Genomic DNA, 13,277 nt, shown 5'->3' on the forward strand with positions numbered 1-13,277 from the left:
GCTATAATTTGATATCCATCACCGATGCCCGGATCACGGCATCCTGTCCAAAGCGCCTGCGGATTTTATCCATGGCCTGTACCAGGCTATATTGTTCCTGGCTCTCGCTGTAAAGATCAATTTGCTCAAATCCAGTAACTAAGTTAGATAAACGAACACCCACCAACCGGAGCAACATACGGCGGTTATACATTTTTTTAAACAGGTCCTTTGCCGAAGCAATCAGCACGCTGTCGAGCGACGTATACGGAATAGTTGCTTGCTTGGTCTCTGTTTCGAAGTTGGCGTAACGAATGGTAATGGTGACGCAAGCAGCCAGTTTTTTTTTCTCTCTTAACTGGAAGGCCACATCCATTACCTGAGCAATCAACAGGTTATTAATCATTTCTATATCTATGGAGTCGGAATGAAAGGTACACTGTGTGCCGATGGACTTTTGCTCCGTATAAGGAATTACGGGGCTGTGGTCAATGCCTTTCGCTTTCTGCAATAAGGATAAGCCAGACTTCCCTAACAGGAAGTTCATCTGATCGGGGTGGATTTGCGACAACGTGAATATCTTTTTGATGCCCATGTCGCTAAGTTTAATAAAAGTCTTTTCGCCAAGGCCGGGGATCTTTCTTATGGAAAGTGGATTAAGGAACGGACGCACCTCTGCTTGTACTACGTTAAGCGCGCCATTAGGCTTACATTCATTAGTAGCCATTTTGGAAACAGTTTTATTAACCGACAGTCCGAATGAAATGGGCAGGCCAGTTTCTTTCCATACCAGCTCCTTTAATTCCTGCGCGTACTTATGAGTACTGTGAAAACGGTCCATGCCCGTCATGTCAATATAGTGCTCGTCGATACTTGCCTTCTCAATTAAAGGAACGCGCTCGCGGAGAATGGCTGTAATTTCATGCGATGCTTTTGAATATTCATCCATATTACCTTTAAGGAAGACCCCATGTGGGCATAACATTTTTGCCATCCGGGAGGACATAGCAGAATGCACACCGAATTTTCTGGCCTCGTAGCTGCACGAGGCTACTACCCCACGATCAGAGGTTCCACCGATGATCACCGGCTTACCCTTTAAGGCTGAATCTTTTTTTACTTCCACCGAAACAAAAAAGGCATCCTGATCCATGTGTATAATTTGCTGTTCTGTCGACATGCCTGATAAATTAGATTTCGACCGCAAATTTAAGCTAATTATATTAGCATTTTATAAACATATTACTAACAATACATCTGCAGCAACTAATATAGTTAGTAAATAATAACAGGAATACTGCCGTTTTTAGTGTGTCTCTTTACCAGACACAGATCTTCTCCAGCTGATAATTAACAGCATAAGGAATATCGTTTCAACCGCAGCATCAGCAAGATAGATTGGCGAGATTGTGCCATTAAGTGAGTAGTAGCTATCAATGATCAGATAACTGAGTGCGGCACCAAAGGGGAGCCAATATGACGTCCGGTCGTTTCTCACACTGGCAAGCAGTTCGATGCTGATCACCATAGTTAGCAACCCGACCATCCTGACCAGCCAAAGATCCGTTTTAGGGCCGGTAACCTCCAGGAAGCTTTCCATATGTAAGATAGGCCAGGCCCCTGTTATCAGGTAATAAATACCCTGAGCTGTAATCACAAGCTTTCTCATGTTGGCTTCAATTGGTAGTTAAGCAAAGACAAAATAAAAAGGGCGATGAAGTAAAATAAATTTACATCACCGCCTTTAACGCTATTTAATAATACAACTATTAGTCGAAACTATTGCTTATTACCTGTGGACCCAGCGCCTGTGGTGTTAGTGGTACCAGTGCTGGTTGTTCCGGAACCGGCTGCAGTATTAGTTACATCGTTTCCAGTTCTTGTAGTGCCCGTTGTTCCGGTTCCAGTTGTGCCAGTTCCAGTTGTGCCGGTAGTTCCGGTACCCATTGCTCCTGTTCCGTTTGTGCCTGGTCGAGTAGTCGTGCTGTTTGTGGTACCCGCACCTCTAATACCAGGTCTTTTCGTTCCTTTATCATTTCCAGTTCTGCCTGGACCCGTCGGAGGTGTGATCGCCGTACCGTTGGTTGTTCCTACGCCAGTTGTTCCTGTTCCAATGGTACCCGTTCCTGTCGTTCCCGTTCCCATAGTTCCGTTACCTGTTGTTCCTGTTCCTATGGTTCCATTTCCAGTTGTACCAGTTCCTATGGTCCCCGTTGTTCCCGTCGTCCCTGTACCCATTGTTCCTGCTCCGGTCGTTCCAGTTGTACCGGTACCTGTTGTCACAGTGCCAGTTTTACCAGTTCCAGAAGTCTGCGCGTTCGTGTTAATTGTAAAAGCTATAGCTAATATTGCTGTTGATAAAAAGATCTTTTTCATAATGTTCCTGTTAGTTAATCATTAGATGTACTTAAACTACAACTCACTATAAAACAGGTTTGATTTTTTTTTATAACAGGTGTTTTCCACGGTGTTGCATTTAACCGCATCCAAGAGGAAAAACCTTAAAACAAGGAGGTTTGGATTGTTATGTCTTTGCTGGGCAGTAAAATTTCAGGAGCATCGCTATTACCGTTCTTAGCACTTAACAACTTAGACACCGGATAAGCCGCCATGTTGCTGTCATCACAGGGATTCATCAGTTCCATAATTGATGCCTTGGACAAGCTATTATCGATCCATGAATCCATATTCCGTTGCTCGATCATTAAGGGCATCCTTTTTTTGGTATTATGAATATCCGCCATCAACTCATTTGCTGCAGTAGTCAAAATGCTGAAGGTGGTGATTAGCTCGTTACGCTCCTTATCCATCCAATGACTAAATATGCCTCCTAACAAAAAAAACTGTTTGTCTTTCGGGTGAATATAATACGGTACTTTTTCCTTTCCCTGCTGCTTCCATTCAAAAAAACCGGTTACTGGTATTACACAACGTCTTTCCAGAATAGAATCACGAAATGACGGCTTCTCAAAGATGGTTTCTGATTTAGCGTTCAGTGTTTGATTACTTAAACTGACGCCTTCTTGCAGGGTTTTAACCCAGGATGGGATTAATCCCCAGCGAAAATGATGTATAGCCTTTTGTTTGTCGTTAGCAATAACCGGCAACAATGGGTGTGTATAACCGTTTGCATGGTAATAAATAGTATGTAAAGATTCATCAACAATGGGAAGGTTAAACTTTTGTTTTAAGCCATTAGCTGTTCCGGTACTGGACGTATGATAACACATTAATTTATAAGGGTATTAAATTTTATCATCTCCCAAAAAGATTAATTAATCTACAGAAACAATGCCTGCTGTGTTTAACAAAACCATAAAAGAGCCACGACAGTAAAGATTTTTAACTACAGGAATCAGCTTCTGATACCTGTAGTGCGCAACATGGATACTGTAGACGAGGTTCTTTTCTAGCTTAATGGTGCACCCACAGGTAGTGCACAGTTATGACCTGGAGCACCATGTGCTGGGTTAAGCTTAACTTCCTGTTGCATAGGTGCTGTTTGTTGCTGAACTTCCGGTTGTGAAACCGCTGGTGCTGTAGAAGCTTCAGGTTGCGCAGGCACATCTGATGCTGCTAACGCTGCACCCACTGGCAGTGCACAATCATGAAAAGGTTGTCCATGAGCAGGGTTTACCGTTGGTCTTTCTCCGGCAGGTGTATTACTTGTGGTTGTTACCCCATTAGGCGTTGGTGTAATTAGATTTTCCTTTTTACCTGATTCAGACTGGCATGAAGAGAACACGAAGGCCATCAGCCCTATCACTAAAATTTTATTCATTTTATTTTCTATTAGTTAATTGTAATCTAGTAAATGATAACTGACTAAACATGGCACGCAAATTCAGCGGTTAACTATCAGCTTTGCTAAAAAACTGTAAATAACGAATTAGTTGTGGCAATTAGGGCAGTTCAATGTAAAAATTTGGCATTACGTCTACTTCTTATCCTTGTTCTATCTCTTTTAAAGTATCCATTTTCTTATATGCCAGGAAGCCTTTAATATCCTCAAAGTGTTCGCGTACACGTTTGTTCCCAAACTCAAATACTTTTTCTACCAACCCATCAAGGAAATCCCGGTCATGGGATACCAGAATCAAGGTGCCATCAAAATCCTTAAGAGCGTCTTTAATAATATCTTTGGTCTTCATATCCAAATGATTCGTTGGCTCATCCAGAATTAACACGTTAACGGGTTCTAACAGTAATTTGATCATGGCTAAACGGGTTTTCTCTCCCCCAGACAGTACCTTTACTTTTTTAGTGGTATCATCGCCACTGAACATAAATGCCCCTAACAGATCTTTTATTTTCACAGACCCGTCGCTTAATGGAATCTGGTCAATGGTTTCGAATACCGTTAAGTTCTCATCAAGCAATGCCGCCTGGTTCTGCGCAAAATAGCCGATCTTAGCATTGTGACCAAGTTTCAAACTTCCTTCGAAGTCAATCTCGCCCATTATCGCTTTGATCATGGTCGATTTACCTTCCCCATTTTTACCTACAAAAGCCACCTTCTCCCCCTTTTCGATTACCATAGATGCTTTTTCGAAGACCACATGATCGCCATAGGCTTTCGTCAGTTCCTCTACAATGACCGGATACTGACCAGAACGTGGCGATGGTGGGAATTTCAACCTTAGCGCAGAAGTATCAACTTCATCAATCTCAATTACTTCCAGTTTTTCAAGCATCTTCACCCGCGATTGCACTTGTAAGGTTTTAGAGTAGGTTCCTCTAAAGCGATCTATAAATTCCTGGTTATCGGCAATAAAACGTTGCTGTTCTTCGTATGCTTTCAATTGATGTACCCGGCGATCGGCACGGAGCTGCAGGTAATGGCTATACTTAGCTTTGTAATCATAGATCCTGCCCATGGTTACCTCAATGGTTCGATTGGTAATGTTATCCACAAAGGCGCGATCGTGAGAAATTACAATCACCGCTTTTGCCGAATTGATCAAGAAGTCTTCCAGCCATTGTATACTCTCAATATCCATGTGGTTAGTAGGCTCATCCAATAAGATGAGATCAGGCTTCTTCAACAAAATTTTAGCCAGCTCAATACGCATGCGCCATCCGCCAGAAAACTCAGACGTTTGGCGTGTAAAATCCTTACGCACAAACCCAAGACCTTTTAACACCTTTTCTACCTCAGCATCGTAATTAACCTCCTCGATCGAATAGAACTTCTCGCTCAGTTCCGATACGCGTTCGATCAGCTTCATGTAGTCATCACTATCGTAATCCGTACGAATGGTAAGCTGCTCGTTCAGCTCCTCCAGCTCTATTTTCATCTGGTTTACCTCTGCAAAAGCTTTCATCGTTTCTTCAAAGACGGTACACTTATCCTGAGTAAGCAGATGCTGCGGCAAATAGGCTATTATGGCATCCTTTGGCCCGGTTACACTACCTGACGTAGGTTTAATCACATCAGCAATAATCTTCAGGATGGTGGACTTGCCTGCGCCATTCTTACCCATTAGGGCAATCTTATCATTCTCGTTTATCGGGAAGGTGACGTCGCTAAAAAGAGTGGTTCCGCCAAACGAAACGGAAATGTTATTTACATTAATCACAAAATTCGGGTGTTAAATTCAGGCGTAAAGGTAATTGAATTTGGTACAATCTCGAAAACAGATGTTTTGCCAACTGAAACCATGAAAGGAATTAATTTCGCCCGCCGTATAGACCGTCAATAAGGAAGCTGCCGTATGGCTATTGACTATTTGTCTCTTAGGTACACATTTTCGTAAGTAGATTTTAAGATTACATCGGCACCGCCACCATTGATCTTCCCATTGACACCACTTGATTGAAGGGTGGACCTAAATCCATTGCCTGTGATCCCGGAACCATCGTTTGAAAAAGCAAGGCCGTTTACATTAATATCCGTTTTTGCATCGGTACGCACATCTAATGCAATTTTAAGACCTTCTGCAGCATATACCTTTCCATAGGTTGTTGATAGCTTGACATCAGCATGAGCGGCCTTTGGAAGGGAAACGTCAACATACCCATAAACAGAGACAATCGATACAGGACCTTTCATGTCATTTGCAAAAACTGCATCTACAGATCCATAAAGCGTTCTGACATTCATGGGGCCAGTATTGTTCTCTAATTTCACTTTGTTGTAACTGGTGGAAACTTCGATTTCATTCCTCAGGTTTTTCAGAAAAACTTCCCCCTGGTTGATGGGACTGGTATTTTTAAAAATTACTTTTATGTTTTGGGGCACCCTGATTGTCAGTATGCCGCTACTTTCTATCCCCACAGCTTTTACTGTGATTTCATCACCATTCTGGCTAACATACAGCCCGAGACCAGTATTGTCGGAAAAACTAGTTCCATTAATCATCCTCAGCCCTGCAGCACGCTCGTCAACAACCTCCTTTTCAGTTGCAGGTTTTGAAAACACGATCTCATTGCCATTGTAGCCCTCAATTATTACTTCTGGAATGTTCAGCCTCAGCTGTCCGGAAGTTGCCGTCAGCTTATATTCCTGCTGTGCAAATACAGTTATGGACATCGTTATGATAGAGAGTAGTAATATAAAGTGCTTTTTCATTGGTGTGTGTGTTAAATATTTTTACAATCTGTTTTGGTTAAGTAAAATACGATAGGCCTCATCTCTGACTGCAGCAAAGGTTTCCGGACTATTGACAAGCGACTCCAGCTTGTCGGTGATTTCAATGTTCTTCATTTTTCCAAGTGTAGTGACCAGACCAAGTTGTACAATTGGATCGCCTTGCGCATATAATGAACTCACTAACAATGCAGAGACATGTTCATTATCGCTGTACTTTTGCATCAGGCTAAGCGCAGCAAGCCTTACATTGGTATTTCCGTCATGGTTAAGCGTTAAAGCAAGCATGTCTATAACCTTCCGGTCTATCTTTCCTGTTTCTTCTATTTCGAGAATGGCAAGGAGCCTCCTACTGGCAGAGGTACTATCTTTAAGCTTTGCAAATCGGGCTGGCGCCGGCGTAATAATTTCCGGGGCTTTCTTCTTCATTTCAGGCGCTTCCTGTTTGGCCTGCTGTTCCATACGAGCAGCAACTGAAGGCGCAATTTCTGTCCTGGCACTATCAGCATCCACCACCTTTTTTGGGCTGCTCTTTGTGTTTTGCCCGGCAAGCTGAACTTCAGGCTTTTTTCCATCCCTTTGATAGAAGAAAAACCATGCACAAGTCAGCGTGACCAGAATTGAAGCGGCAACCAGCCATTTATTTCCATTTAAGATGGAAAAACTTCTTTTTCGCACCTCTGGGGTCGGTTGGAACTTAGGTTTCAACTGATCGAGTTTAAAAACTGGCGCATCAAGATGATCAAATTCCTCCCTGTGCCTTTCCACGAAATCTTTTATCGGATCATTCATAATAACTTTTGTCTTTTAGAGATAACAATATTCTATTTTTTGCCCTGTGGTATTGCGTCCTTACCGTACTGTGCGACAACCCCAATAACGCTGCAATTTCCACTTGTGACATCTGCTCAAATAGGTATAGGTTAACCACCGTTCGATATCCTGTTGGGAGTGCATCAATACTTCTTTTCACATCCTCTACCCTGCAATTGAAAATTTCATCATCTCCTGCAGAATAAGGTTCTTCCTCCTTAATCTCCATATCCCCCAAATCAGAGAAGGTTATTTTTTTTCTTCGCAAATGCGAGATTGACCGGTTAATAGCAATGCGTTTCACCCAACCCTCCACACTAGCTACCTCTTGCAACTTCTTCATGTCGCCAAATATCAGGCTAAAAGTATCCTGAAGGATATCCTCGGCTTCGCCTGTATGAGAAACGATACGATGAATGGAATTATAAACCCCTCTGGCATACCGGTTATACAATTGAGTATAGCCGAAATCCTTACCTTTTAGGCACATCTCAATCAATTCCTGATCTGTTATCTTATTTCCTTTTGGCTGCAATTAGAAGCGTTTTTTGTTTTTTAATTGGGTTTCTATAATCTAGTCGCAGGTGATGACAGAATGTTGCACCGGTCATAAACTTTTTAAAGATAATCTTTGGCTCGCTAATTTTTTACCCTGTTTTTTTCGTCGTCGGCACCAGACCCATCTTGCTTATTCGGGGTTGAAAAAGCCTTTCCAAAACGATAACTTAAGGAAAACACTACGTATCTCGAATCGCTTTTGTTAATCCAGTTTGCTTCTGTCTGCGCCAGGTTATTGATCGTGCCTTTATTGATCTTGGTGTAAAAAAGGTCGTTTATACTCAGCTTCAAGGTGGTTTTGGTAGATATTTTTTTCTGGGCAGCAACATTCGCCTGCCATATACTTTGCAATACAAATTGCGCATTAACTAACCTGCTTCTGTAATTTCCACTCAACTCTGTGTCCCATCCTTTACCCAATTTTAGACTGGCGGTAGGACCAACATACACATAGGTGCCACTAGAATTTAATTTTCCCGTGTAAAAATCACTGGTCGTTTTAATGTTAGTCACTTCAGTATATAAGCTGACGTTCAGCCAGGCGGCAGGGTCAAAGCTCCCGTTAAAAGATATGCTCTTAACGATCTTCCGGCCAATATTGGCAGGCCTGCTATAGTAAATCCCATCCACGATCTCGATGGTTTCACCCACATCATCTTTGGTATTGGAATAACTAAGGGTGGTGGTATATTTACTTTTATAAACGTGCGAAAGCTCCACGCCATTGGTATAAGATGGCTTGAGAAAAGGATTACCTACATAATAAGTGAATTTATCCAGAGGTGAGAGAAAGGGATTCAAGTCCTGATAATAAGGACGGTCTATCCGGCGGCCATAATTCAAACCAACCTGGTGCATGGAGATGGTATCTAGTTTGTAAAGCAAGTACAGCGTAGGAAACACATCTGTATAATTCCTCTTAAAAGTAGAATCTGGTTTCATGATGTTGCCAAGTTGGTTACCGTCAGAATCGGTATTTTCAACTCGTAAACCACCTTGTATAGATAATCGTTTTCCCTCCCGGTTCAAGTTCAGGTAAGCGGCATTAATGTTTTCTTTATAAATAAAGTGATTACTCTTATCATAATCAGGAATCGTAATTGAGTTAGCCGTTGTAGCATAATCGGCTATATTATCAGTCTTGGTATAACTGGATTTTAAGCCCGCGTCCATCTTCCAGGCATCCTGCAAGGGCAGAGAATAGTCCGTTTTCATTGCATAAATGTTGATGCCAGATGGCAAACTACCATTTAATATATCTTCAGATTTGAGTATCCCACCCGGATAGTAACTCCTATTTATGTAACGCTGGTCTGTTTTATTATGGTAAGTGAGGTAGTCGGCATCCGCGGTGATTTGATGTCCATTTTTATCAAACTGGTGCCGGTAATTAAGGTTTACCGCCCCATTCCTGAAATTTATTTTATCTTCATTTCTGGCTTTTATCACAGAATCAAGCACCCTTGCCGGATTAAACAAATTACTAATGTTGTTATTTAACTGGACAGACTTCCGGTCCATCCCAGCGAGTACAATTCCCCAGGTCGTGGTTTCCGACTGATAATAGTCGGCTCCTGCCTTCGCGTTAAAAGCATTGCCGTTCCGATCAAAAAAGGAGTTTTGGTTAAAAAAAGACTTTGGACTGCCATCCTCATTTTTATAAGTCCTGTTAATATCCAGGTCCGTGAAGCTGTTATTATAGTTATGACTCAGGTTAGCAAAGTAGTTGAATTTATTGTCGCGGATATTGAAATTCAAACTATTGGCCGAACGTCCCCTGTGTCCGTGGTTTAAACTGAGGTTTAAGCCTCCGTTAAAGCCTTTTAACAAACCTTTCCTGGTTTTAATATTGATCACCCCACCGTTGCCTGCAGCATCGTACTTAGCCGGGGGATTGCTCATGATTTCTATTTGTTCAAGTGATGAGGCCGGCAGGGATTTTAAATAGCTCTCGAGATCGGCACCTGATAAATAACTTGGTTTATCGTCAATATACACCATAACCCCCTGTTTACCTTTTAAACTAATCGCTCCGTTCTGGTCTACCTGGATTCCGGGAGATTTCTCCAGCACATCAAGCGCCGTAGTACCTGCATTGGCAATTAATGCATCCACATTAACCACTACCCTGTCCAGCTTTTGCTCTACAAAGGATTTTTTGCCAGTGATACTTACTTCTTTCAGCTCGCTCACCTTGGACTCCAATATAAATGGCGGCAACTGCAGCATAGGCTCACCTTCTTTTACTGTGATCGAATTACTGCTCATGTTTGTATAACCAACCGCCGCAAACCTGATTAAATAGCGACCTGGCTTTACCTGGCTGAATTGAAATTTACCATCCGGTTCAGAAAAAGTGGTTTTAACCAAGGTCGAATCCATTTCAATATATAAGGCAACGGTAATCAGATCTAAAGGTGCTTTTTCTTTGTTTATTATTGTTCCGCTGATAGTGGAAATGCCTTGTGCGCGCACAGGATTTTTGGCAATAAAGAGCCATATGGCTAAAATAGCCATGATTTTATAGGTCATTTTCTGAAGTTTATGGATGAAGTGCTGTTAGAAAGTAGTTTAGTTGGTACTCACCCTGACCGTAATCTTTTGATTAATTGTGATTAGGTAGTTACTGGTATATTTTTTATGAATCACGTCAGGCTGTTTCTCGCCGTCTACGACCAACTCATCCATATCCAGCTCATAAGAAAGATTTTTTTTATCTCTGATCAGTCCATCTGCAATCAAGTCTTGGGTCATGTCTTTCGTGGTCGTCTCTTTTTTAACAGCTGGCTTTTTTCCACCAGCGCTTGCTGCCGGCAGTTTGTTCTTTGAGACAGTCCGCACCTGGCTTTGCGATTTCTCCATCCTTGTTACCTGTTTTTGTGCCTGTACAGGTTTTGGAATATCCCCATCTGTTTTTCTTTCCTTTGTTACAGGCCTTTCAACTTCAGTGTCCTTCACTGAAAATGCAGTAGTGATGGCTACAGCCGAGATTAATACCAAGCCAATGATCACTTTCTCCAGCTTATTTAAAGATTGGTTTCTGGAGGAAATCAAACGTTGTACACGGTAAACGAGCTTACCTTTACCACCATTTATTGCCATCACATAAGCGGGTGTTACCGTAGCAAATTCCTGGCAGGCAACCAGCGCTTTGATATAATCCAATTTAGTTTCTACATTGGCTACTGCAAGGTCGTCACAGCAATGTTCACGCTCTGCTCTAATCATATTCGAAACCCATAACACTGCTGGGTTAAAGAAAAACAGAATCTCTGCAGCGCTCTGAAGGACGTTCACGAGGTAATCCCTTCTCTTGATATGGGCAATTTCATGGCTTAGTATCGCATCTACTTCCTGCATCGACAAGCCGTTGATCAGGCCTAAGGGAAGCAGGATCAGCGGTTTAAAATGACCTAATACCATGGGCACCTTGATGATCCCAGAATGTAAAATCTCTACTTTTTGTTTTATTCCATACTGCAATGCTAAATGTTGCACCTTTTCCGAAAGCCTGGTGCCGGAATCGTAAACCTGGCTGGTCCTGATCTGCATGAGCGTTCTAATGTCTACCAGAAAGCGTATGCTTTTTGCGCAAATAATTAAAAACCAGATCAAGACAATTGATGATGAGTAGTTATTCAGGTAAGTGATCAGCTTACCCAAGATTGCCGGCCTTGCAATTTCTGCTGCGCCGGGCTGCATCAGGGTATCACCAAAAACAGGACTGCCGAAAGACATCATATTCACCGATGATGAAGGTATAAAGTTGTTTAGCGCTAAGCAGAAGGTGGTTCCTACTCCTGCAATAAACAGTACTAAACAGCCTACAAATAAATTATAGCGTAATTTTGCATTAGCCCTTGTCGTAACGGAAACGATTAATGCTGCGAGCACAGCCAATAATACTCCTTGCCATAAAGAGTGTAATAAAGTTTTGAAAATAATAGCTTCCATGGGTCATTCGGTTAGGTTGAGGTTTTTATTTTTTGTCAGTGAGCTGATCGAGCATTTTCTTAATCTCGTCCAGTTCATCTTTTGAAGTTTGTTCGTTGCCCAGAAGCTGCATCATTAACTGACTAGCAGATCCCTTGTATAAAGTATTTACAAAACGGTCCAGAAGCTGTCCTTTCGTTTTCTGCTCCGCCTCAACCGGAATATAGATGTGCTTCATCTGGCTTTCATCACGCTTAAGGATTCCTTTCTCAGCCATGATTTGCATTTGCTTCAACGTGGATGTATAATTTACGTCCCGCTGTTCGTTCAATTTATCATTCACAAAACGTACTGTAGAAGGACCGAATTCCCACAATACCTGTAAAATCTCCAATTCTGCTTTCGTAGGATCTGGTATGTTATTTGCCTTTGACGTAGATTTCATATTCAAAGGTAGGATAACTTTCGTACGATACAAATATTATTTAATTAATTTTAATCATGGCTTAAGATTGTATTGGCTTCAAGGCTAAGTTGGAATTAGCATAACGCGCATCGCTGGTGACTTCCCTGTCCAGCCACTCTGGGCGTATATACTCCTGATTTTCAGAATTTAGTTCTATTTCGGCAACGATGAGACCTTTATTTGCGCCGAGAAATTCGTCTACCTCCCAAACAGCACCGTTACCCTCCGGTATTCGATACCTGATCTTTTCAGTCCCTTCCGGTTTGAACTTGTCCAGCATCTCCTCGGCGTCAGCTTTAGGAATTTTATATTCATATTCTAACCGGCTAATCCCTTCTGCAGCACCCTTGATTGTAATAAAGCCCTGGTCACCTGCAATCCTAATGCGAAGCACGCAATCATGCTTATTCATTAAATAACCCTGCCGATAATAAATACCTTCAGGTTTATCCAGCGCCTGCCAAAGTTCCTTTTTTACTAGAAATTTACGTTCTATTTCTATCCCCATCGTTTAGTCTTTTATTTCGGTTAATGCTTCAGCAACCGTAGTTGTACGTTCGTAAAAATTTTTGGTAAGCTTATTCACCTCCTGCATCAACAATTCAGATTTATCTCCCAAAGCGGTAAACTGTTTTGCTGCCAGCACATGGTCATGCCAATTGCCGATAGCATTTTGTACCTGCTGTAGATAGTCTTCATTGACAGGCACATTAATTTTGTTACGCACCAGCGGAAGATTATAGAGCAATACCTTTATCCGCTTTCTACAGTCATGCATTTGGTCAACTCCCTTACTCGAGCTCAGGCATCTCCCTATACTACGAAGCTCCATATCATAAAATAGACTGGCGTTTTTATTTTTAACCTTTGGGACGCGTTTAAGCAAACCACCGATTGAACGGCGTAACTTTTTAAAATGAAGGCTCCTTTCTCTGTACA

General features: G+C 42.0%; 14 protein-coding genes. All 14 read right to left on the reverse strand.

Features of this window, described 5'->3' with window-relative positions; all coding sequences use genetic code 11:
• Window position 1: 1 nt before the first annotated feature.
• Window positions 2-1,159 (reverse strand): DNA polymerase IV, encoded by a 1,158-nt coding sequence (dinB, locus tag ACR2F3_RS14590; protein ID WP_432710715.1) that lies wholly within the window; start codon window positions 1,157-1,159, stop codon window positions 2-4.
• A gap of 126 nt (window positions 1,160-1,285) precedes the next feature.
• Window positions 1,286-1,648 (reverse strand): hypothetical protein, encoded by a 363-nt coding sequence (locus ACR2F3_RS14595; protein ID WP_432710716.1) that lies wholly within the window; start codon window positions 1,646-1,648, stop codon window positions 1,286-1,288.
• Between the two features lie 110 nt (window positions 1,649-1,758).
• Entirely contained in the window at window positions 1,759-2,355 is a 597-nt protein-coding gene (locus ACR2F3_RS14600; protein ID WP_432710717.1) for a hypothetical protein, read from the reverse strand.
• A 125-nt stretch (window positions 2,356-2,480) separates the two neighbouring features.
• Window positions 2,481-3,209, reverse strand: a complete 729-nt coding sequence (locus tag ACR2F3_RS14605) for an SOS response-associated peptidase (RefSeq protein ID WP_432710718.1) — start codon at window positions 3,207-3,209, stop codon at window positions 2,481-2,483.
• A 179-nt stretch (window positions 3,210-3,388) separates the two neighbouring features.
• Complete coding sequence (locus ACR2F3_RS14610; RefSeq protein ID WP_432710719.1) at window positions 3,389-3,760, reverse strand: hypothetical protein; 372 nt, start codon at window positions 3,758-3,760, stop codon at window positions 3,389-3,391.
• A 163-nt stretch (window positions 3,761-3,923) separates the two neighbouring features.
• Complete coding sequence (locus ACR2F3_RS14615) at window positions 3,924-5,558, reverse strand: ABC-F family ATP-binding cassette domain-containing protein (protein WP_432710720.1); 1,635 nt, start codon at window positions 5,556-5,558, stop codon at window positions 3,924-3,926.
• A gap of 146 nt (window positions 5,559-5,704) precedes the next feature.
• Window positions 5,705-6,550, reverse strand: a complete 846-nt coding sequence (locus tag ACR2F3_RS14620) for a DUF4097 family beta strand repeat-containing protein (protein WP_432710721.1) — start codon at window positions 6,548-6,550, stop codon at window positions 5,705-5,707.
• 21 nt (window positions 6,551-6,571) lie between these two features.
• Entirely contained in the window at window positions 6,572-7,360 is a 789-nt protein-coding gene (locus ACR2F3_RS14625) for a HEAT repeat domain-containing protein (protein WP_432710722.1), read from the reverse strand.
• Window positions 7,353-7,916, reverse strand: coding sequence for an RNA polymerase sigma factor (locus ACR2F3_RS14630; protein WP_432710723.1), 564 nt, complete (start codon window positions 7,914-7,916; stop codon window positions 7,353-7,355). Before ACR2F3_RS14630 ends, ACR2F3_RS14625 begins: the two co-directional genes overlap by 8 nt.
• A gap of 104 nt (window positions 7,917-8,020) precedes the next feature.
• The gene (locus tag ACR2F3_RS14635; protein ID WP_432710724.1) at window positions 8,021-10,471 is read right to left on the reverse strand and encodes an outer membrane beta-barrel protein; all 2,451 of its coding nucleotides are present in this window, start codon (window positions 10,469-10,471) and stop codon (window positions 8,021-8,023) included.
• Between the two features lie 39 nt (window positions 10,472-10,510).
• Entirely contained in the window at window positions 10,511-11,893 is a 1,383-nt protein-coding gene (locus ACR2F3_RS14640; RefSeq protein WP_432710725.1) for a M56 family metallopeptidase, read from the reverse strand.
• Window positions 11,894-11,918: 25 nt separating this feature from the next.
• Window positions 11,919-12,317, reverse strand: a complete 399-nt coding sequence (locus ACR2F3_RS14645) for a BlaI/MecI/CopY family transcriptional regulator (protein WP_432710726.1) — start codon at window positions 12,315-12,317, stop codon at window positions 11,919-11,921.
• 61 nt (window positions 12,318-12,378) lie between these two features.
• A complete protein-coding gene (locus ACR2F3_RS14650; protein ID WP_432710727.1) occupies window positions 12,379-12,846 on the reverse strand; it encodes a CYTH domain-containing protein in 468 nt (155 codons plus the stop codon).
• Window positions 12,847-12,849: 3 nt separating this feature from the next.
• Window positions 12,850-13,277 (reverse strand): hypothetical protein (locus tag ACR2F3_RS14655; RefSeq protein ID WP_432710728.1); only part of this gene is annotated, 428 nt, incomplete at its 5' end.

This window comes from Pedobacter sp. (assembly GCF_045627485.1).
GTDB lineage: Bacteria > Bacteroidota > Bacteroidia > Sphingobacteriales > Sphingobacteriaceae > Pedobacter.

Excerpts from the sequence above, each read along its gene's own strand:
- ACR2F3_RS14605 (WP_432710718.1), bottom strand. The coding sequence starts at position 3,209 with ATGTGTTATCATACGTCCAGTACCGGAACAGCTAATGGCTTAAAACAA.
- ACR2F3_RS14595 (WP_432710716.1), bottom strand. The coding sequence starts at position 1,648 with ATGAGAAAGCTTGTGATTACAGCTCAGGGTATTTATTACCTGATAACA.
- ACR2F3_RS14645 (WP_432710726.1), bottom strand. The coding sequence starts at position 12,317 with ATGAAATCTACGTCAAAGGCAAATAACATACCAGATCCTACGAAAGCA.
- dinB (WP_432710715.1), bottom strand. The coding sequence starts at position 1,159 with ATGTCGACAGAACAGCAAATTATACACATGGATCAGGATGCCTTTTTT.
- ACR2F3_RS14600 (WP_432710717.1), bottom strand. The coding sequence starts at position 2,355 with ATGAAAAAGATCTTTTTATCAACAGCAATATTAGCTATAGCTTTTACA.
- ACR2F3_RS14635 (WP_432710724.1), bottom strand. The coding sequence starts at position 10,471 with ATGACCTATAAAATCATGGCTATTTTAGCCATATGGCTCTTTATTGCC.
- ACR2F3_RS14625 (WP_432710722.1), bottom strand. The coding sequence starts at position 7,360 with ATGAATGATCCGATAAAAGATTTCGTGGAAAGGCACAGGGAGGAATTT.
- ACR2F3_RS14640 (WP_432710725.1), bottom strand. The coding sequence starts at position 11,893 with ATGGAAGCTATTATTTTCAAAACTTTATTACACTCTTTATGGCAAGGA.
- ACR2F3_RS14650 (WP_432710727.1), bottom strand. The coding sequence starts at position 12,846 with ATGGGGATAGAAATAGAACGTAAATTTCTAGTAAAAAAGGAACTTTGG.
- ACR2F3_RS14610 (WP_432710719.1), bottom strand. The coding sequence starts at position 3,760 with ATGAATAAAATTTTAGTGATAGGGCTGATGGCCTTCGTGTTCTCTTCA.
- ACR2F3_RS14620 (WP_432710721.1), bottom strand. The coding sequence starts at position 6,550 with ATGAAAAAGCACTTTATATTACTACTCTCTATCATAACGATGTCCATA.